Origin of the sequence: Lysobacter silvisoli, assembly GCF_003382365.1 — a bacterium.
GTDB classification, from domain to species: domain Bacteria; phylum Pseudomonadota; class Gammaproteobacteria; order Xanthomonadales; family Xanthomonadaceae; genus Lysobacter; species Lysobacter silvisoli.
In genome coordinates this window covers 42,258-62,183 of the sequence record NZ_QTSU01000002.1, presented here as the reverse complement: position 1 = coordinate 62,183, position 19,926 = coordinate 42,258, and the positions used below count along the sequence as shown (strand labels likewise).

The following is a 19,926-nucleotide window of genomic DNA, read 5'->3' as shown; positions in this document are numbered from 1 at the left end:
TCTCCCGTAAACGGGAGAGGGGATGCATCCGGCGCCGCTTGTGCTTTAGCCCCTCTCCCGTTCACGGGGTGAGGGGCAGCGCTTGCGAGCCATGGGCTCGCGCTGCACTGAACGCCCGACCGCTGTGCGGTCGGGCCGGGGTGCGGGTTGGGGTGAGGGCGCGCGCAGCCGCAGCTCGCGACGCCCGCCTAGTCATGCCGCTACCGAACGCTAGCCACCGTCTCCAACTTCGGTCGGTAATGCCCGGTGATCGGATACACGAACAACAAATCTCCTTCCTCCGTCCCGCGCGACATGTTGTGCAGGATCAGCGGGTCGCCTTCCCAGGATTTGCGGTCGGAGACGATGCCGATGTGGGGGACGCCGTTGCCCAGGTCCCAGGTGACGAAGTCGCCGGGCTGGTAGTCGGCGGCGCGTTCGCTGGCGGGCAGTTGCCAGCGCTGGCGTTCGAACCAGCGGCGCAGGTTGGGCACGCGGCGGTGGTCGATGTTGCGGTCGGTGCCGCGCGCGCCCCAGCTTTGCGGGTAGCGGGCGAAGTTCGCGCGCATGTCTTCGTGCAGCGCCTGCTGCAGGTCCAGGCCCTGGGTGCGCAGCGCGCGGATGACCACGTCGGTGCATACGCCGCGGTCGGCGGCGACGTCGCCGCCGGGGTAGTCCAGGCGCACGTAAGTCGGATCGTAGTAGTTCACCACGCCGACCTGCGCGCGCGCGGCGCGTACCAGCGGATGGGTGGGGACCGCGGGCGCGGGCGGCGCCCGCTTTGCGGCCGTCGGCGCGGTCGCCGGCGCCTGCGCGGTGGGCGCACGCTCGCCGCAGGCGCTGCACGCCGCGGCCAGCGCCAGCACGGCGACTGCGCGTTGCCACGCGGCCGCCGCCCGGCTCATGCGCTGGGCCGGGTCGGCCGCGGTTTGGGCGGGTTGGCCGGCACGTCGCGGCCGGGCACCTGGACGATGCGCAGCTCGTCGGTGTCCAACTGCAGCGCGGTGAGCTTGCCGCCCCAGACCGCGCCGGTGTCGATGGCGTGCACGCCGTGGCCGACGAACAGGCCCAGGGTGGACCAGTGGCCGCAGACGATCTTGAGGTCGCGCTCGACCCGGCCGGGCACTTCGTACCAGGGGTAGAGGCCGGCCGGCTGGGTGCCGGGGCTGCCCTTGTCCTCGAACGCGATGCGGCCGCGCGGGGTGCAATAGCGCAGGCGGGTGAAGATGTTGATGATCGCGCGGTGACGGTCGATCCCGGCCAGCTTGGGGTTCCAGGCCGGGCGGTCGCCGTACATGTTCTTGAGCAGGCGCGGGTACTGGTCGCTGTGCAGGCGCTCCTCGACTTCGCGCGCGTGGCGCTCGGCCAGCTGGGTGGTCCACTTCGGCGCCAGGCCGGCGTGCACCATCATCCAGCCCAGCTTGCGGTCGGTGTGCACCAGCTTCTGCATGCGCAGCCAGCCCAGCAGTTCGTCGCGGTCCTCGGCCAGCACGATGCGCTGCAGGTCGGGATTGACCTTGCGCTGCTCTTCCTCGCGGCGCTCGCCGATGGCCAGCAGCGACAGGTCGTGGTTGCCCAGCACCACTACGCTGTTGGCCCGCAGCGAGTGGACCAGGCGCAGGGTTTCCAGCGACTGGCCGCCGCGGTTGACCAGGTCGCCGCAGAACCACAGGGTGTCGCGGGCGGGATCGAAACCGATCCGCTCCAGCAACCGTTGGGTGGGGTCGTAGCAGCCTTGCAGGTCGCCGATGGCCCAGACGCTCATGTCCTGATCTTCCCTGCCGTCAGTGCAAAGTGCGCGGCACGGTCAGGGTGAAGGCCGGAATGGGCGCCTCGAAGCGGGTGCCGTCGTCGGCGACCATCGCGTAGCTGCCCTCCATGGTGCCCAGGCTGGTTTCCAGCACCGCACCGGAGGTGTATTCGAAGTCCTCGCCCGGGCGCAGCCAGGGCTGCTCGCCGACCACGCCTTCGCCCTCGATCTCCTGCACCTTGCCGTTGGCGTCGGTGATGACCCAGTGGCGCGAGAGCAGGCGCGCGGGCACGCGCCCGGCGTTGCGGATGCTGATGGTGTAGGCGAACACATAGCGGTCGCGGCCCGGCTCGGACTGGTCGTCGAGGTAGCGGGTGGCGACGGCGATGTCGATGGCGTAGTCGTGGCGGTGTTCCATGCCCGGCAGTGTAAGCAATGCGGGCATGAAGCGGGAATGAGCGCAACCGCCACAGGTGCGCGGCGGCGCTCAGGCTTCGGGCGGGAGCTGCTTCAGCGAGTTGGCCAGGCGCACGAAATCCGCCACCTCGATCTGCTCGGCGCGCGCGTCCGGGCGCAGGCCCGCAGCCTCGATCGCGGCCGCGTCGCACAGCTGCGACAGGGCGTTGCGCAGGGTCTTGCGGCGCTGGCCGAAGGCGTCGCGGACCACGCGGGCGAAGCGCGGGTGATCGTCGATGCCGATGGATTCGGGCGCGCGCGGCACCAGCCGGACCACGGCCGAATCCACCTTCGGCGGCGGCCGGAACGCGGCCGGCGGCACATCGAACAGCGCGGTGACCTGGCAATAGGCCTGCAGCATCACCCCGAGCCGGCCGTAGACCTTGCTGCCGGGGCCGGCGGCCATGCGGTCCACCACCTCCTTCTGCAGCATGAAGTGCATGTCCACGATCGCCGGCGCGTGTTCCAGGGCATGGAACAGGATCGGCGAGGACAGGTTGTAGGGCAGGTTGCCGACCAGGCGGATCGGCCCGCCGTTATGCGCCAGGGCGCCGAAATCCACGGTCAGCACGTCGCGGTGGATCACTTCCAGGGTGCCATGGGCGCGCGCGCCCTCGGTCAGCGGGAAGATCAGGTCGCGGTCGAACTCGATCACGGTCAGCTCGCCGTGGCGGTCCAGCAGCGGGAAGGTGATCGCGCCCTGGCCGGGGCCGATCTCGACCAGGCGGTCGCCGGGCTGCGGATCCACCGCCTGCACGATCATGGCGATGATGCCGCGGTCGTGCAGGAAGTGCTGACCGAGGTGCTTCTTGGCCTCGGCGGTGAAACCTTTGGCGTGGGCCTTGGCCGTGCCGGTCATGGCGGTGCTCCCTGCGGGCGGCGGTTGCGGGCGATGCGGGCGCAGGTGTCGGCTGCGGCGATCAGGCTGGACGGGTCGGCGCGGCCGCTGCCGGCCAGGTCCAGGGCGGTGCCGTGGTCCACGGCCACGCGTGGGTAGGGCAGGCCCAGGGTCAGGTTCACCGCGCGCTCGAAACCGCTGTATTTGAGCACGGGCAGGCCCTGGTCGTGGTACATGGCCAGCACCGCGTCGTAGCCGCGCAGCTTGGCCGGCAGGAAGGCGGTGTCGGCGGGCAGCGGGCCGATCAGGTTCAGGCCCTGGGCGCGCAGCGCGGCCAGCACCGGTTCGATGACCTCGATCTCCTCGCGCCCCAGGTGGCCGGACTCGCCGGCGTGCGGGTTCAGGCCGAGCACGGCGATGGCCGGCTCGGCCACGCCGAAGTCGGCGCGCAGGGCCGCGGCGACGATGCCCAGGGTGCGCGCCAGCGGCTCGGGCGCGATCGCGTCGGCGACCGCGCGCAGCGGCAGGTGGGTGGTGGCCAGGGCCACGCGCACGATGTCGTTGGCCAGCATCATCACCACCTCGCAGCCGGCCTGCTGGGCCAGCAGTTCGGTGGTGCCGGTGTAGGGGATGCCGCCGGCGTTGATCGCGGCCTTGTGCACGGGGCCGGTGACCAGGCCTTCCAGTTCGCCGTCCAGGCAGGCTTGGGCGGCCTGGCGCAGGGCGCCGATCACGGCCGCGGCGTTGGCGGGGTCGGGCTGGCCCCAGTCGGGGACGCTGGCCTGGGTCACTTCGACCAGCGACAGCTCGCCCGGCCGCAGCGCCGGCTGGTCCGGCGGCAGCAGCTTCAGCGGCAGGTTCAGGGCCTGGGCCGCGGCCTGCAGGCTGCGCGGGTCGGCGTAGGCGGTCAGGGCGTAATCGCGCGGCCGCTGGATCAGCCGCAGGCACAGCTCCGGCCCGACGCCGGCCGGCTCGCCCGGCACCAGCGCGAGCCGGGGCGGGGTCACCTCAGCCGCCGCTGGGAGCGGGGGTGGCGGGTGCGGCGGGAGCGTCGGCGGCCGCGGCCTTGCCGATGCGCACGTCGACGAAGGCTTCGCCGCGCTGCTCGCGCAGGAAGCGGTTCCACTCTTCCTCGAGCTTGCGCCGGCCGATGGTCTCCTGGACCTGGGCGCGGCGGTTGCGGTCGCCCACGTCGGTCTGGCGGCTGCCGGTGCGCTCGACGATGTGCCAGCCGGCCGGGGTGCGGATCGGCTGCGAGATCTGGTTGTCCTGCAGCGCGGCGACCGCGCCGCCGAATTCGGGGCCGAACTCGTCCTGGGTGAACCAGCCCAGGTCGCCGCCCTTGCCGCGCGAGTTCAGGTCTTCGCTTTCCTTGACCACCTCGGCGAAGTCGGCGCCGCCGGCCAGGCGCGCGCGCAGGGTGTCGGCCTTGGCCTTGGCCTGGGCGTCGGTCACCGTGTCGCTGGTGCGGATCAGGATGTGGCGGGCCTTGTACTGGGTGACCATGCTCGGCGCGGCCTGCGAGGCGTCGCGGGTTTCCACCAGCTTCAGCAGCTGGAAGCCGCTGGGGCCGCGGATCGGCGCGGTCACCTGGCCGGCGCTCATGCCGCGCATGAGGTCGGCGAAGGCGTTGGGGATTTCGTCCAGGCTGCGCCAGCCCAGGTCGCCGCCTTCCAGGGCGTTGGGGCTGTCGGAGTAGCGCACCGCGGCGGCAGCGAAGTCCATCTCGCCCTTGTCGATCAGGGCCTTCACGCCCTCGATCTTCTTCTGCGCGGTGGCGATCTGCTCGGCGGTGGCGCCTTCGGGCAGGCCGACCAGGATGTGGGCCAGGTGGTACTGGGTGCCGGAGTTGGCCTGGGCGGCCAAGGCGGCGTCGATTTCGGCGTCGCTGACCGCGACCCGGGTCTGGGCGAAACGCTGGCGCAGGCGCTGGGTCAGCAGTTCGTCGCGGATCGAGGTGCGGAAGTCGGCGTAGGTGCCGCCGTCGCGGGCCAGCTGCTGGCGCAGCTGCTCGACGCTGATGCGGTTCTGCTGGGCGATGTTGCCGATGGCCTGGTCGATTTCCTGGTCGGTGACCCGGATGCCCGAACCCTGGGCGTAGGCGACCTGGATCTTCAACAGGATCAGGCGCTCCAGCACCTGGCGCTCGAGCACGTCGCGCGGCGGCAGCTGGTTTTCGCGGCCGGCGTACTGGGCCAGGATGTTGGCCACGGCACGGTCCAGCTCGGTCTTCAGGACCACGTTCTCGTCCACCACCGCGGCGATGCGGTCGATCGGCTGAACTTCCTGGGCGGACGCCGCGCCGACAGGCAGCAACAGCCCGCTGGACAGGCCAGCGGCCAGGACACACGCGAATAGTTTCTTCATAGGGTCGGGTCGGGGGTGGGATCGGTCTGGCCGCGGGTCACGGACGAGGGCGGGACCAGATAGAGATCGTCGCGATCGTAGCCGAGGATAGCACGGCGCAAGACCCGCTCCGTGTTCTGTCCGGCGGAGCCTAGGCCCTTGAGCTCGAACTCCACCTGAAGCGAATTATTGAGATCGCCGGTGCGGTCGCGCAGGTAGCGGCGCGCCACCACGCGCACGGCCAGACAGCAGCTTTCCCACTGCACGCCGGCGATCTGTTCCAGCGCCTTCTTGTCCAGCAGCGAGTAGTAGTAGCGGCCGACCACGCTCCAGTTCTCGTTGATCGGGTACAGGAACGACAGGTCGGCCTGCTCCAGCAGGTCCTTCTTGCGGTCCACCGGATTGCGGCGGTAGCGGTAGGCCAGGTTGACGATGCCGGCGTCGCCGAACAGGTAGCGCGCGCGGATGCTGGCCAGGTCCTGGCCGCGGAACTTGGGGTTGTACTGGTAGGTGCCGTTGATGGTCCAGCGGTCGTTGGGCGAAACGCTGACGTCGGCGACCCAGGCCGACTTGCCCTGTTCGATCGGGCTTTCGCCCGGCACGGTCACCCGGCTGTCGTCGAAGTACTGGATCTGGCCGATGCTGGCCGACAGGCGTTCGCGGCCGTCGTCCTCGCTGATCAGGCGCGAGGTCAGGGCCACGGTCAGCTGGTTGGCGTCGGCTTGGCGGTCGGCGCCGGTGTAGCGGTTGTCGCGGAACAGCTGGCCCCAGGAGAAGGTCATGGGGTCGGTGTCGAAGATCGGCAGCGCGCTCTGGTCGCGGTAGGGCGCGCGCAGGTAGAACACGCGCGGCTCCAGGGTGTGCAGGTAGCGGTCGCCGCCGATGGTGGTGTCTCGGTCGAAGTACAGGCCGGCGTCAACCGAGGTGATCGGCAGGCTGCGGTTGGGCGACTTGTCGTAGAACCGCGCGTCCAGGGCCGGGGTGTAGGGGATGCCCTGCTGGGCGGCGTAGGCCTGGGCGTTGACGGTCGCCAGCTCGCGCGCCTTGGAGGTTTCCAGCTCGTAAGCGGTGTAGCGCCAGGCCAGCTTGGGCCGGATGAACCAGCTCGCGCCTTCCAGGGGCAACGAGATGTAGGGCTTTACGTCGAAGCGGCTGCCGCCGGGCATGGCCACGTCGCGCGAGACGCGCTTGCCGTCGGATTGGGCGAAACGCAGGATCTCGTCGGCGTGCTGGAAGCGCACCAGCTCCGAGTCCACGCCGGCCTCGAACCAGTTGCCGAACGGCTGCGCCCAGCGGAAGGTCGCGCGCGGCAGGCGGTCGTAGGGCAGGCTGCGTTCGGTCAGGGTGTAGTCGGCCAGTTGGTAGCGGTCGGCCATCACCGAGGCCTCCCAGTGGCGGCCGCGGCCGTACAGGCCGATGTCGCTGCGGATCGAATAGGCCGACACGCCGTACAGGCTGTTGCTGAAGTCCTGCAGGTAGTACTTGTCGCTGACCCAGGCCAGGTTGGTGGCGGCGTACCAGTTGGCGTCCAGGCTGTGGCTGGCCTTGAGCGAGAACTGGCCGCGGTTCTTGTCGGGCAGTTCTTCCGGGCGCAGCGGCACGTTGGCGTAGTCGAAATAGCGCGAGGGCCGGTCGCCGGGCAGGTTGTCGCTGGGCATGAAGTTGGCGTACAGCTCGCCCTTGCCCTCCGGGTACAGCCAGCGGAACTCGCCGCCGAACGCGCCGCCGCGCTTGGCCATGATGCGCGGGTACAGGGTGGCGTCGTAGTTCGGCGCCAGGTTCAGGTAGATCGGCTGCTTGTAGTCGAAGCCGTTCTTGCCCGACATGGAAATGGCCGGGTACAGCAGGCCGGTGCGGCGGCGGTCGTCGATCGGGAACTTGAACCAGGGCACGTACAGCACCGGCACCTTGCCGATGTGCAGGGTGGCGTTGTGGGCCACGCCCATGCCTTCGTCGGTGTTCAGGTCGATCTGGCGCGCGCGCAGTTCCCAGACGCGCTGCTTGGGCGGGCAGGTGGAATAGGTGGAGCCCACCAGCTTGCCCCGGGCGCCGGCCAGGTCGATGCGTTCGGCGCCGCCGTTGCCGCGACGCTGGGTGAGCTGGTACTGCACGTCCTCGATGCGGTGGGTGTCGGCGTTCTGGTCGCCGGAGGCGCGCTGCGCGGTCATGCGCATGCCGCCGTCCTGGTAGCGCACGTTGCCCTCGGCGGTGTACTTGCCGCTGCCTTCGTTGTAGGAAAGCTTGTCGGTGCCCAGGAACTGGTCGCCGCGGCTCAGGCGCACGTTGTCCTGGACCACGATGTTCTCGTCGGTGCCGGCGCGTTCCAGGGTGCCGCCGTCGATGTCGGTGGGCGCCGCGGTGCGCTGGTCGGCGGTGCCGGTGGGCGTGGGCGCGTCGGTGAAGGCCGGCACCACGTCCTCGATGGGGCACAGGCCCCAGTTCTCGTCGTCCTCGCCGGCGGCCTGGGCGGGCAGCGCGATGGCGATGCACAGCGACAACGGGAGCAGGCGTAGGGGTTTGCGCACGCGGCCATCCGAGGGCAGAAAATCGGCCGTTAGCTTGCCCCATCCCCCGCGGACGGGCAACGCGAAAGCGGTCCGCGGGCCCGCCTTGTTCATCTTGCGCGCTCGCGCCCGCGCGCCCGGAAGGCCTGCGCGGCCCGAAACGACAGCGCCCGGCCGCTGCGGCCGGGCGCTGGGGCATCGCTCGCCTGTGGATCAGGGCTGGGCGCCGCGCGCCTTGCCGTCGCCCTTCAGGTAGGTGTCGAGGAAGTTCAGGATCTTGCCGTAGCCCTCGATCTGGTTCTTCTTCTTGCTGAAGCCGTGGCCCTCGTCGTCGAACACCACGTACTCCACCGGGACACCGTTCTTGCGCACCGCGGCCACGATCTCGTCGGACTCGGGCTTGATCACGCGCGGGTCGTTGGCGCCTTGCAGCACCATCAGCGGCTTGTTGATCTTGTCGGCGTGGAACAGCGGCGAGGTCGCGATCAGGAAATCGCGCTGAGTGGCCGGGTCGCCGATCTCCTTGTACAGCGCCAGGCGGAAGCTCTCCCAATACGGCGGAATGCTTTCCAGCGTGCGCAGCCAGTTGGTCACGCCGAAGATGTCCACGCCGGCCTTGAACTCGTCCGGGTGGAACGCCAGCGCGGCCACGGTCATGTAGCCGCCGTAGCTGCCGCCGATGATGCCGATGCGCTCGGGGTCGACGTAGTCCAGCGATTGCAGGTACCGCTTGGCCGAGATCGTGTCCTGCAGCGGCTCGCGGCCGTGCTTGCCGTCGTCGGCGGCGAAGAAGGTCTTGCCGTAGCCGGAGCTGCCGCGGTTGTTGATGCCCAGCACCACGTAGCCGTGGTTGGCCAGGAACTGGATCACCGCGCTGTGCGCGCGCGTGGTCTGTCCGCCCGGGCCGCCGTGCACCCACACCAGCGCCGGCGCCTTGGCCTGGGCGCTGGCCTGGTGCGGCTTCCACAGGATGTTGGGGATCGACATGCCGTCGAAGCTCTTGAAGCGCACCACTTGCGAATCGACCAGGTCGGCCGCGGCGATGGCCGGGTTGAGCGAGCGGGTCAGCTGCTTGGGCTGCTCGCCGAAACGCAGCGCGTACAGGTCGTTGGGCTGGCGGTCGCCGTTGAGATAGAACGCCATGCGTTTTTCCGAGCGCGAGATGCTGACGTTGCGGATCTCGCCCGCGGGCAGTTTGGGCAGGGCCACCGGCTGGCCGCTGGCATGGTCGTAGACCTGGATCGCGGTGCTGCCGTCCTGGTTGATCGCGACCACGCGGTACTTGCCGTTGTGGGAGAAGTAATTGGCGACGATGTCCCAGTCGGCCTGTTGCACCGGCTCGTGCTTCCACGTGCCCACCTGGACCCGGCGCACCTGCGCGAACTCGCCCTGGTCGTTGGCGGTGTAGTACAGCCACTGGCTGTCGGGGCTGAAGTCCTGGCCGGTGAACTGGGCCTCGCCGGAGTGTTCGGAGACCTTGGTGGCCTGGCCGCTCTTGAGGTCGGCCACGAACAGGTCGGCGTCGTTGGTGGTGGTGGGCTTGGCCAGCGACAGCCAGCGTTCGTCGTTGGAAATCGGGCCGAGCTGGTAGGCGCCCTCGTTGCGGTAGACCAGCTCGCGCCGGTAGTCGGCGCTGCTGTAGCGGTACAGGTCGAAGACCTTGGGGTCGCGCTCGTTGCTGCTGACGTAGAAGTGGCGGCCGTCGTGGCTGAAGCCGGCGAAGGAGGCCTTGAGCTTGTCGCCCGGGGTGAGGTCGCGCTCGGCGCCGTCGCGATCGATCACGTACAGGTGATTGAGTTCGTTGCCGCCCTGGTCGCGGGTGAACAGCACGCGGTCGTCGTCGGGGAAGTAGGCCACCGCATAGGTGCTGTCGGTGGTGGAACGGGTGACCGGGGTCCATTCGCCGCCGTCGGCGGGCATGGAGTAGACGTTCCAGATGCCGCTCTTGTTGGAGGAGAACAGCAGCTTGGATTCGTCGGCCGAGTACGAGGCGCCGGCCACGCCGACGGTGTCGATGAAATCCTCGATGCGGTATTGCTTGGACGGCAGCGCGGCGGCGGTTGCCGGGGGGGCGGGGCTGCGCGCCGCGGCGGGGGCGATCTGGCCCAGCGCGGCCAGCGCCAGGGCCAGGGCGAGCGGGGTGCGCAGCAAACCGGAGCGGTGCATGGGACGGTCCTTGTAGTGGCGACAGAGGCGGGGCGCGACCGCACGATCCCGATTGCCGGGCATTCGCGGCGATGCGGTTGTCGCCGCATCCTACCGCGACGATCGCGTCCTACAGCAGGGCGCCCACGTGCGCGACCGCGCATTCGCGCAGCGCGGCCAGGTCGTAGCCGCCTTCCAGCATCGACACCACCCGCCCCTGGGCGTGCTTGTCGGCGATGGCGACCAGTTCGGCGGTGATCCAGCGGTAGTCGTCGCCGTCCAGTTCCAGCTGCGCCAGCGGGTCGCGGCGGTGGGCGTCGAAGCCGGCCGAGATCAGCACCAGCTGCGGGCGGAAGGAGTCGATGGCCGGCAGCAGGCGCTCGCGCCAGACCTTGCGGAAGGTCTCGCTGCCCGCGCCCGGCGGCAGCGGCGCGTTGACGATGTTGCCCACGCCGCGCTCGTCGGCGTAGCCGGTGTCGGGGTACAGCGGCATCTGGTGCGAGCTGACGTACATCACCCGCGGGTCGGTGTCGAAGATCGCCTGGGTGCCGTTGCCGTGGTGCACGTCGAAATCGATCACCGCCACCCGCGCCAGGCCGTGCTTGTCGCAGGCGTGGGCGGCGGCCACGGCGATGTTGTTGAACAGGCAGAAGCCCATGGCCACCGAGCCGGTGGCGTGGTGGCCGGGCGGGCGCACCGCGCAGAACGCGCGCCGGTCTTCGCCCTTGAGCACCGCGTCCACCGCGGCCACGCCGGCGCCGGCGGCGCGCAGCGCGGCCTCGGCCGAGCCGGGCGCGAGCACGGTGTCGGGGTCCAGGTGCATGGGGCCGTCGACCGCGGTGTCCAGCACCAGGGCAAGCAGGGCGTCGTCGTGGGCGCGCAGCAGCTGGCCGCGGCTGGCGCTGGGCGCCTCGAACCATTCCAGGCCGGTGTAGGCCTCGCGCAGGGCCTCGGTCACCGCCACCAGGCGCAGCGGCCGCTCGGCATGGCCCGGACCCGGGTCGTGGCGCGTGCAGGCCGGATGCGTGTAGACGCGCACGGCTAGCCCTTGCGGCGCTCGTGGTTCCACAGCACCTCGCCGTGTCCGCTGGCGCGGGCGAGCACGCGGGCCAGCACGAACAGCAGGTCGGAGAGGCGGTTGAGATAACGCACGGCTTCGGGCCGCACGGTTTCGATGCGCGACAGCGCCACCGTCTCGCGCTCGGCGCGGCGGACCACGGTGCGGGCGATGTGGCAGCGCGCGGCGGCTTCGCCGCCACCGGGCAGGATGAAATCCTTCAGCGCCGGCAGGTCGTCGTTGTGGCCGTCCAGCCACTGCTCCAGGCGGTCGATGTCGGCGTCGAAGATGGCGGCGTGGCCGGGGATGCACAGCTCGCCGCCCAGGTCGAACATCTGGTGCTGGATCGCGACCAGCTGGTCGCGCACGGCCTGCGGCAATTCGCTGGCCAGGATCAGGCCGATGCAGGAATTGGCTTCGTCCACCGTGCCGTAGGCGTCGACGCGCGCCGAGTCCTTGGCCACGCGGCTGCCGTCGCCCAGGCCGGTGCTGCCGTCGTCGCCGGTGCGGGTGTAGATCTTGGAGAGGCGGTTGCCCATCGCGTCGCGCGGCGTGCGCTTAGCGCTTGGAGACGTCGCGGACGTCGGCGCCGCTCTTGCTCGCGGCCACCGCGATCGCATGCGCGAGCGCGGCCAGGCCGACGTAGGTGGCGGCGGTCTGCAGGTAAGGCAGCAGCCACTGGGCGTAGTTGGCGGCCCAGCCGGCCACGGTCTTGTTGGCGACCGAGTCCGACAGCCAGTAGAAGCTGCCCTGGCTCAGCAGCTGGCAGATCAGCACCGAGGCGAGCAGCGCGACCACCGCGCGGCCCAGGTCGTTCCAGCGGCGGCTGTAGCCGCGCGCGACCCACAGGCCGCCGGCCCACATGGCGAAATAGGCCGGCACCAGGAACCAGTAAGCGGCCGACACGCAGTAGTGCTGCCAGAAGCTCAGGCCCTGGCGGGTAATCACGGCGTAGTCCACGGCCACCGCCAGCGCCATCAGCAGCGGGAAGGCCCAGCGCGTCCAGCCGCGCAGGTAGAAGCCGCCGAGGAAGAACACCGCCCAGGACGCATCCGGGATCGGCGCCCAATGGTTCACGCGCGTGGCCAGCATCAGCGCGGCGAGCAGGGCGAGGATCAGACTGCGTTGGGTGTTGGGCTTCATGGCGGGGCTCCGGACGCCGGGCTGGCGCGTCGATCCGCACATTCTAAGGAACCTGCGGGCAAAACGCCCGATTCGTGGCCCGGGGCTCGATTCCGGCGCCGGATCGGTGGCCTGGAAACGCCCTCGTAGCGCTGGCCGCCGTATCATGAACGCATGAATCACGATGCTTCCGCACCCGCCGGCGACCCCGCGCAGATCCTGCACGACGTGCTGATCGTCGGCGGCGGCCTGGTCGGCGCCAGCCTGGCGATCGCCCTGCAGGGCCAGGGCCTGCAGGTGGGCCTGGTCGAGGCCGCGCCGCCCGGCGCGCTGCCGGCGGTGTTCGACGAGCGCAACCTCAGCTTCGCCGAGGCCACGGTCAACGCGCTCGGCGCCCTGGGCGTGCTGCAGAAGCTGCGCGCGCCGGCCGGGGCGATCCGCCGCATCCACATCAGCCGCCGTGGCGACTTCGGCCGCAGCCTGCTGGACGCGCAGCGCTACGGCCGCGACGAATTCGGCCGGGTGGTGGTGGCGCGCGATTTCGGCGACGCCCTGGAAGCGCGCCTGGCCGAGCTGCCGCAGCTGCTGCGCTACCGGCCGGTGCGTTTCGTCGGCCTGGCCGAGGACGACGACGGCGCGCGTGCGATCCGGGTGGCCGATGCCGGCGGCGAGCGCGTGCTGCGCGCGCGCCTGCTGGTGGCCGCCGACGGTACCCGCAGCGGCGTGCGCGAGGCGCTGGGCATCGCCGCCGACGAACACGATTACGGCCAGACCCTGTTCGTGACCCGGCTGCGCGCCGAGCGCGCACCCGACGGCACCGCCTACGAACGCCTGGACGAAGGCGGCCCGACCGCGCTGCTGCCGCGCGGCGACGGCCATTACGGTCTGGTCCACGGCGTGCTGCGCGAGCGCGCCGACGCCGTCTCTGCGATGGACGAAGCGGCGTTCCTGGCGCATGCGCAGGACGCCTTCGGCTGGCGCGCGGGACGCTTCCTGGCCTGCGGCGCCCGCAGCGCCTATCCGGCCCAGCGCGTGCTCGCGCAGCGCTGCACCGCCGCGCGCGCGGTGCTGGTCGGCAATGCCGCGCAGACCATCCATCCGATCGGCGCGCAGGGTTTCAACCTGGGCCTGCGCGACGCCTTGACCCTGGCCGAACTGATCGCCGCCGCGCGCGCCGACGATGCCGCGGCCGATTGCGGCGGCGCCGGCCTGCTGGCCGATTACCAGCGTCGCCGTGCGCAAGACCGCGAGCGCACCATCGCCTTCTCCGACGGCCTGGCGCGGGTGACTTCGAACGAATCGCCGCTGCTGCGGCCGCTGCGCAGCCTGGGCCTGTTCGCGGCCGACCGCCTGCCCTCGGCGCAGGCCTGGCTGGTGGGCGGCGCCATGGGGTATCGCGGCGACGTGCCGGCGCTCTGCCGCGGAGCGCGCGCATGAGCCGGCGTGGCCCGCTGGACGTGGTGGTGGTCGGCGCCGGCGTGGTCGGCGCCGCGGCCGCGCTCGCGTTCGCGCGCGACGGCCTGGACGTCGCCCTGGTCGAAAGCCGCGAGCCGCCGCGCTGGCGCGAGGACGCGCCGGACTTGCGCGTGTACGCTTTCGCGCCCGACAACGGCGCCCTGCTCGACGACCTGGGCGTGTGGCGCGGCGTGTTGGCCGCGCGCGCCCAGCCTTACCGCGCGATGCGGGTGTGGGATGCGGCCGGCGGCGGCGAGCTGGCGTTCGAGGCCGATGCCTTCGGCCGTCGCGAGCTGGGCTGGATCGTCGAACACGGCCTGCTGGTGGACCGCTTGTGGGCGGCGCTGCCCGCGGCTGGCGTGCGCCTGCATTGCCCGGAACAGGTGACCGGCCTGGAACAGCCCGACGATGGCGACAGTGCCGAGGTGCTGCTGGACAGCGGCAGCCGCCTGCGCGCGCGCCTGGTGCTGGCCGCCGACGGCGCCGATTCGCGCCTGCGCGCGCTGGCCGGCATCCAAGCACCCGCGCACGACTACGGCCAGCGCGGCCTGGTCGCCTACATCGATCACGAACGGCCGCACCAGGCCACGTGCTGGCAACGCTTCCTGCCCAGCGGACCGATCGCGTTCCTGCCGTACGCGGGCGCGCACGACCGGCGCAGTTCCATCGTCTGGACCTTGCCCGAGGCCGAGGCGGAACGTTTGCTGCAGGCCGAAGATGCCGATTTCCTGCGCGAGCTCGGCCACGCCTTCGGCCAGCGCCTGGGCGCGCTGACGGCGGTTTCGCGCCGCGCCGCGTTCCCGTTGCGCCGGCAGCTGGCGCAGACCTACGTGGGCGGCCGCGTGGCCGTGGTCGGCGACGCCGCGCACGTGGTCCATCCGCTGGCGGGGCAGGGCGTCAACCTGGGCCTGCGCGACGTGTCCGCCCTGCGCGGGGTGCTCGCCGCTGCGCGTTTGCGCGGCGCCGACATCGGCGGCGCCGCGCGGCTGCAACGCTGGGAGCGCGAACGCCGCAGCGAGAACGCGCTGGCCGCCTACGGTTTCGACGGCCTCAACCGTCTGTTCTCCAACGACGCGGTCGCCGCGACCTTGCTGCGCGGCCCGCTGCTCGGCCTGGCCGGCCGTTTGCCGCCGGTCACGCATGCGTTTTGGCGCCGCGCGGCGGGAGTGTAACGGCGTCTTGGCCCAGGCCAAGCGCCAGCGCGTCGTGCGCCGTCTTGCTGCGCTCGCTTATCCCTGGCCGACATGGGTCTGGGCGATGCAGCAATGCCCGCCGAATCCCGACGGACCCTCCTGGGGCGCGACCGCGCTGGCCTGGCTGACGCTGTTGGCGTTCGGATTGGGCGGTCTGGCGATACCTGTCGTGAGCTTTCGTGCCAGTGCCGGCAGACAACGGCTAAAGCGTCTGTGGAGGCTGCTGCTGGGATTGCTGGGGATGTTGGCCGTGTGGCTGCTGGGGCTGTGGATCTTCTTCGTTTTCTTCGTGCTGACCTGCGCGACCTTCTAGCGGCATCGCGCGACACGAACCTGCGTGTCGCGGTGACCGACTCAGCCCACGTAGTCGGGCGGCCGCTTCACGATCAGATACAACGCCACCGCCACCCCGATCAGCGCCACCGCCATCACGTAGTAGGCCGGCGCCATGCCGCCCAACCCGCGCATCCACGGCGAGGCCAGCAAGGTCGGCGTGGTCGCGCCGAACACCGCATAGGCCACGTTGTACGAGAACGACAGTCCGGAGAAGCGCACCGGCGGCGGGAACGCGGCCACCATCACCGTGGGGATCACCCCGACCACGCCGACGAAGGTGCCGGCCAGCGCGTACATCAGCAGGAAATGCTCGGCGCCGTGGTTGAGGTCGTAGTACAGCGCATAGCTGCTCAGCAGCACGCCGATCGCGCCGATCAGCAGCGCGCGACCGCGCCCCAGCTTGTCGGCGAGCAGGCCGGCGGCCACCGCGCTCAGGGTCAGGCAGAACGCGGCCAGGCTGTTGCCCAGGAAGGCCTGCGCCGGGGCGATGCCGAAACGCTGCTGCACGATGGTCGGCGTCATCAGGATGATCACCACGATCGCCGCGGTCAGCAGCCAGGTCACCAGCATCGACAGCGCCACCGCGCCGCCGTGGCGGCGCAGCACCTGTTTCAGCGGCAGCTCCTGCGCCAGCTGGCGGCTCTCGCGCATGGCCACGAACACCGGCGTTTCGCTGAGCCAGCGGCGCAGGTATACGGCGAAGAAACCGAACACGCCGCCGATCAGGAACGGCAGGCGCCAGGCCCAGTCCAGCACCTGCTGCGGCGCGAACCAGGTGTTGACCGCGGCCGAGATCAGCGAGCCGATCAGGATGCCGGCGGTGAGCCCCGCCGACAGGCTGGCGCAGGCGAAGCCGACCCGCTGCGGCGGCACGTGCTCGGCGACGAAGGTCCAGGCGCCGGGCACTTCGCCGCCGATGGCGATGCCCTGGACGATGCGCAGCGCCAGCAGCAGCAAGGGCGCTGCGATGCCGATCTGCGCGTACACCGGCAGCAGGCCGATGGCCAGCGTCGGCACCGCCATCAGGAACACGCTCAGGGTGAACATGCGCTTGCGCCCGGAGCGGTCGCCGAAGTGCGCCATCACGATGCCGCCGATCGGCCGCACCAGGTAGCCGGCGGCGAAGATGCCGTAGACCTGCAGCGTGGACAGCCAGCCGGGCATGTCCGGCGGGAAGAACAGCTGGCGCAGGCTCTCGGTGAGGAACACGAAGATCACGAAGTCGTAGAACTCCAGCGCGCCGCCCAGCGCGGCCAGCATCAGCGTGCGCAGGTCCTTGCGGCCCAGGGCGCGGGCGGTGGGCGCGGCGGTCGTCGCGGGAGTGGCGATCATCGTGGGGTCGGTGTGCGGGCGGGACCTGCAATGTAAGGCAAAGGCCGCGCGACGCGTGCGCCGCGCCTGGCGTTTCGGCCTTACAGCTTCATGCCCGGGGTCCAGCCGCTTTCAGCCAGGAAGGCCTTGGCGTCGGTCATGGTCAGTATCCGCTTCAACGCCGCCTGCTTGTCCGGCGCGTTTCGGTAGTACGCCTTGGCGATACGGTAGCCGACCCAGTAACCCAGGTCGCCGGGCTTGTCCGGCGTGGTGTTGTACAGCCAGGCCGACAGATCGGTCTTGTCCATGTCGGCGGCAAAGGCGGTTTCGATCTCTCGCTCGCGCCCGGCCACCGCGCCGGCCAGGTAGGCGTAGGCGACTTCGCCGGCGATGAGTTCGGTGACGAACTCGGCCGAGCCTTCCACCAGCGACGTCTCCAGCACCGTCAGGCCTTCGGCGTCGGTCATGGATGCGGGCTGTTGCACGTGCACGAACTCGTGCGCGATCACGTAGACGAAGCGGTCTTCGATATCCGGGTTGAGCACGCGCGCGGCGCACAGCGCCTCCAGGCCGATCTGCACGCCGCTGTCGGGGCTGCCGATACCCACCGGCTTGGCCCGGCCGACGGCGATGGTGACCGGCGGGAACTGGGCTTGCGGATAGAGCTCACCGAGCTTGTCCATCGCCGCGCGCAGCCGCGCACGCACGCGCGGGAGGGCCTGCGCGCAGGCGCGGGCGTCGGTGTAGACCTGCGGCTGAGTGGCGATGGCCTCGGCGATGCGCGTACCGGTGGTGCGGCGCTTTTCGGCGAACAGGCGCAGGCCGGGCGAGCCGGTGTCGAGGTAGTGCTGCAGCTGATCGGCGCTGGGTTTGCCGCCGTTGGCGTCGTAGAGCGCGTAGAAGCGCTGCACGTCGTCGGTCTCGATGACCGGCTCGTTCGGCGGCGCGGCCTGCGCGGCGGTCAGGGTCAAGGCCAGGGTCAGGGCGGCTACGCCGAGCCGGGCGCGCAAGGGCTGCGCGCGAGGGCGTTCGGCGGCGGAAAGGTGGGCCGGCATGCTGCGCTCTCGAAAGGGGCGAGCGCAGTCTAGCAGTGCGGTGTTGGGTGTTTTGAGCAACAGCAACAGCATTCGCGCGTTGCGCTCATCCCCTCACCCTAGCCCTCTCCCGCAAGCGGGAGAGGGAATCTATCCGGCGTCGCCGCTGCGTTAGCCCCCGCTTGCGGGGTGAGGGGCAGCGCTTGCGAGCCACTGGCTCGCGCTGCACCGAACGCCCGACCGCTAGGCGGTCGGGCCGGGGTGCGGGTTGCAGTGAGTGGTGATGATGTTTGCTCTTAGCCCCTCTCCCGCTTGCGGGAGAGGGGTTGGGGTGAGGGCGCGCGAAGAATCGAACTCGCGCCGACAACTACGCTACAAACGTTTCCAAACCAACGCCCTCAGCGCGTCCACCCCGCCAACTCCTGCCTGCTGAGCCGCCCATCGTTGTTCGCGTCCACCGCGCGGAACTCCGCCGTCAGCGTCGCGTTGCCGCGCGCCTCGCTGCGGCTGATGCTGCCGTCGCGGTTGGCGTCCATCGCGGCGAAGTCGATGCGGTAATCGCCGACCACCGAATTCGACGGACCCGAAGTGAAGGTCACCTGCGGTTGCACGGGCACCACGCTCACCGGCGCCGCCGGCGCCGGAGCGGGAGGCGGCGGAGGCGGCGCGACCGTGGCTTGGCTGGTCGCTTCGGCCGCGGCTTGCGCGCGCAGGCTGGCGTCGGCGGCCGCAGCGCTGGCATCGCGCGCGGCGGCGGCGGCCTGGCCGGCCTCCGCGGCGGCGGCGACCGGATTGGCGCCGGTCTGCGCGGCGGTCTGCGCCGCCTGCGCCTCCTGCGCGGCGCTCACCGCGCGATGCGCGGCGGCTTGCGCGTCGATCGACGACTGCCGCGCTTGGTAGGCGGTGGCCGCCGCGGTCGCCGCGCCGTGTTCGCTGGCCGCGCCGCCGTCGCGTGCGGCCGCGGCCGCCTGCGCCGCGTCCTGCGCGGCGCGCGCATCTTCGCGGGCGCCGCGCGCATCGTTCACGGCGGTGCGCGCTTCGGCGTTGGCGCCGACTTGCGCGCCGACCTTGGATTGGGCCTGGGCATGGGCCTGGGCGCTCAATCCGCAAGCGGCGGCGAGCGCCAGGGTCAGCAGCGCGGCGCGCGCCGCGACGGCGCCGCGGGGCGGCGCGTAGGTCTGGGCATAGCGTTTCATGCGATCACCCTCGTCGGGGGTTAGGGGCGAGGCGACCCTAAACCGGCACCGGTCAATCGCGCGTATACGGGCGGCAACGGCGGCTGAACGCCCAGTGTGCGCCAGCCGGCGTTCAGCGCGGGCGGGCGTAGACGGTGATTTCTTCGCGATCGTGATACAGCTGCCGTGCGCGCACGATCAGCGGGCGATGGGTCTGGTGCTCGAACAGCTCCAGGCACACGCGGGTTTCCTCCCAGCGCTTCTTCATCGGCAGCTTGAGGTTGAAGATGGTCTGCCTGCACCAGCCCTCGCGCAGCCAGGTGGCCATGCGTTCGGCCACGCGGCTGGGCTGTTCGACCATGTCGCAGACCATCCAGTCCAGGGTGCGCCGGGGCTGCCACTGGAAACCGTCGGCGCGCAGGTGATCGACGCGGCCGCTGTCCAGCAAGGCCTGGCGCAGCGGACCGTTGTCGACCGAGGTCACCTTCATGCCGTTGCGCATCAGCACCCAGGTCCAACCGCCGGGCGCGGCGCCCAGGTCGGCGGCCTGCATGTTGTCGCGCACCAGGCGCTCGCGCTCCTCGTCGTCCAGCAGGGTCAGCAGCGCTTCTTCCAGTTTCAGCGCCGAACGGCTGGGCGCATCCGGGTGCATGCGCAGGCGCGCAATGCCCAAGGGCCAGGGCGAGGCGTCGCGGGTATCGGCCACAGCGACCAGGGCGTGGTCGCCTTCGAGGAAGATCACGTGCAGGCGTGGCCGGCCTGGGTCTTCCTGGTGGGTGAGGCGACCGGCCTTGCGCAGCGTGGGGCGCAGCGCGTTGGCGAAACTGCGCGCCAGGCCGGCCAGCGGCTTGCCCGCGTCGGAGTCGGGATGTTCCACCCACAGCTCGCCGTACAGCGCCGGGATGTCGCCAGCGTCGGCGCTGGCATCCAGCGCGGCCAAAATCGGGGTGATGCGGTCGCGCGGGTCCAGCCCGCGCAGGTCGGCGATGCGCAGCAGCTTCTGCCGCGCGAAGATCAGGCGCGAATACGGCAGCGCGCGGTTGAGCGCGGCCGCGTCTTCGCACAGGAACTCGACATAGCCGCTGCCGCGCTCGGTGCGCGCATAGCCGGGGTGTCCGGCCACGGCCGCGCGCTCGCCCAGCTCGGCGGCCAGCTCGGGCTCGAAGCCGGCGCGGCACCAGCAGAACAGGGCGGATGAGGTCATGGGGCTAGGAGTTAGCGGCTA

At 71.0% G+C, this 19,926-nt stretch carries 18 protein-coding genes; 3 read left to right on the top strand and 15 right to left on the bottom strand.

From position 1 onward, the window contains the following. Positions 1-200: 200 nt before the first annotated feature. From DX914_RS11540 to DX914_RS11490, 11 genes are all read right to left on the bottom strand, one after another. Positions 201-884 (bottom strand): DUF1287 domain-containing protein, encoded by a 684-nt coding sequence (locus DX914_RS11540; RefSeq protein WP_115859282.1) that lies wholly within the window; start codon positions 882-884, stop codon positions 201-203. Next, positions 881-1,744, bottom strand: a complete 864-nt coding sequence (locus tag DX914_RS11535) for a symmetrical bis(5'-nucleosyl)-tetraphosphatase (RefSeq protein ID WP_115859281.1) — start codon at positions 1,742-1,744, stop codon at positions 881-883. The genes DX914_RS11540 and DX914_RS11535 overlap by 4 nt, the downstream gene beginning before the upstream one ends. 19 nt (positions 1,745-1,763) lie before the next feature. Next, positions 1,764-2,147, bottom strand: a complete 384-nt coding sequence (gene apaG / locus DX914_RS11530; RefSeq protein WP_115859280.1) for a Co2+/Mg2+ efflux protein ApaG — start codon at positions 2,145-2,147, stop codon at positions 1,764-1,766. A 69-nt stretch (positions 2,148-2,216) separates the two neighbouring features. Beyond that, complete coding sequence (rsmA, locus tag DX914_RS11525) at positions 2,217-3,044, bottom strand: 16S rRNA (adenine(1518)-N(6)/adenine(1519)-N(6))-dimethyltransferase RsmA (protein ID WP_115859279.1); 828 nt, start codon at positions 3,042-3,044, stop codon at positions 2,217-2,219. Further along, a complete protein-coding gene (gene pdxA / locus DX914_RS11520; RefSeq protein ID WP_115859278.1) occupies positions 3,041-4,030 on the bottom strand; it encodes a 4-hydroxythreonine-4-phosphate dehydrogenase PdxA in 990 nt (329 codons plus the stop codon). Before pdxA ends, rsmA begins: the two co-directional genes overlap by 4 nt. Before the next feature lies 1 nt (position 4,031). Further along, the gene (locus tag DX914_RS11515) at positions 4,032-5,390 is read right to left on the bottom strand and encodes a peptidylprolyl isomerase (RefSeq protein ID WP_115859277.1); all 1,359 of its coding nucleotides are present in this window, start codon (positions 5,388-5,390) and stop codon (positions 4,032-4,034) included. After that, positions 5,387-7,894, bottom strand: a complete 2,508-nt coding sequence (lptD, locus tag DX914_RS11510) for an LPS assembly protein LptD (RefSeq protein WP_115860134.1) — start codon at positions 7,892-7,894, stop codon at positions 5,387-5,389. The genes DX914_RS11515 and lptD overlap by 4 nt, the downstream gene beginning before the upstream one ends. A 192-nt stretch (positions 7,895-8,086) precedes the next feature. Next, the gene (locus DX914_RS11505) at positions 8,087-10,039 is read right to left on the bottom strand and encodes a S9 family peptidase (protein ID WP_115859276.1); all 1,953 of its coding nucleotides are present in this window, start codon (positions 10,037-10,039) and stop codon (positions 8,087-8,089) included. Positions 10,040-10,148: 109 nt separating this feature from the next. Then, positions 10,149-11,057: a histone deacetylase family protein gene (locus DX914_RS11500; protein WP_115859275.1), complete on the bottom strand. Its 909-nt coding sequence runs from the start codon at positions 11,055-11,057 to the stop codon at positions 10,149-10,151. Between the two features lie 2 nt (positions 11,058-11,059). Then, the gene (locus DX914_RS11495; protein WP_115859274.1) at positions 11,060-11,614 is read right to left on the bottom strand and encodes a cob(I)yrinic acid a,c-diamide adenosyltransferase; all 555 of its coding nucleotides are present in this window, start codon (positions 11,612-11,614) and stop codon (positions 11,060-11,062) included. Positions 11,615-11,633: 19 nt separating this feature from the next. Beyond that, a complete protein-coding gene (locus tag DX914_RS11490) occupies positions 11,634-12,218 on the bottom strand; it encodes a hypothetical protein (protein ID WP_115859273.1) in 585 nt (194 codons plus the stop codon). A 153-nt stretch (positions 12,219-12,371) separates the two neighbouring features. On the opposite strand from DX914_RS11490, the gene ubiH reads away from it, so the two are divergent. Genes ubiH through DX914_RS11475 form a run of 3 tightly spaced genes read left to right on the top strand, consistent with a single transcriptional unit; the run spans position 12,372 to position 15,158 of the window. After that, positions 12,372-13,634, top strand: a complete 1,263-nt coding sequence (gene ubiH / locus DX914_RS11485) for a 2-octaprenyl-6-methoxyphenyl hydroxylase (RefSeq protein ID WP_115859272.1) — start codon at positions 12,372-12,374, stop codon at positions 13,632-13,634. Beyond that, complete coding sequence (locus DX914_RS11480; RefSeq protein ID WP_115859271.1) at positions 13,631-14,824, top strand: FAD-dependent oxidoreductase; 1,194 nt, start codon at positions 13,631-13,633, stop codon at positions 14,822-14,824. Before ubiH ends, DX914_RS11480 begins: the two co-directional genes overlap by 4 nt. Before the next feature lie 7 nt (positions 14,825-14,831). Then, complete coding sequence (locus DX914_RS11475) at positions 14,832-15,158, top strand: hypothetical protein (protein WP_147300656.1); 327 nt, start codon at positions 14,832-14,834, stop codon at positions 15,156-15,158. 41 nt (positions 15,159-15,199) lie between these two features. On the opposite strand, the gene DX914_RS11470 is transcribed toward DX914_RS11475, so the two are convergent. The 4 genes from DX914_RS11470 to rlmM form a co-directional block, all read right to left on the bottom strand. Beyond that, the gene (locus DX914_RS11470) at positions 15,200-16,513 is read right to left on the bottom strand and encodes an MFS transporter (RefSeq protein ID WP_115859269.1); all 1,314 of its coding nucleotides are present in this window, start codon (positions 16,511-16,513) and stop codon (positions 15,200-15,202) included. A gap of 80 nt (positions 16,514-16,593) precedes the next feature. Continuing rightward, entirely contained in the window at positions 16,594-17,547 is a 954-nt protein-coding gene (locus DX914_RS11465) for a gliding motility protein GldB-related protein (protein WP_115859268.1), read from the bottom strand. Between the two features lie 377 nt (positions 17,548-17,924). Then, positions 17,925-18,722, bottom strand: coding sequence for an EF-hand domain-containing protein (locus tag DX914_RS11460; RefSeq protein WP_115859267.1), 798 nt, complete (start codon positions 18,720-18,722; stop codon positions 17,925-17,927). A 112-nt stretch (positions 18,723-18,834) separates the two neighbouring features. Continuing rightward, positions 18,835-19,905, bottom strand: a complete 1,071-nt coding sequence (rlmM, locus tag DX914_RS11455; protein WP_115859266.1) for a 23S rRNA (cytidine(2498)-2'-O)-methyltransferase RlmM — start codon at positions 19,903-19,905, stop codon at positions 18,835-18,837. Positions 19,906-19,926: the final 21 nt, after the last annotated feature.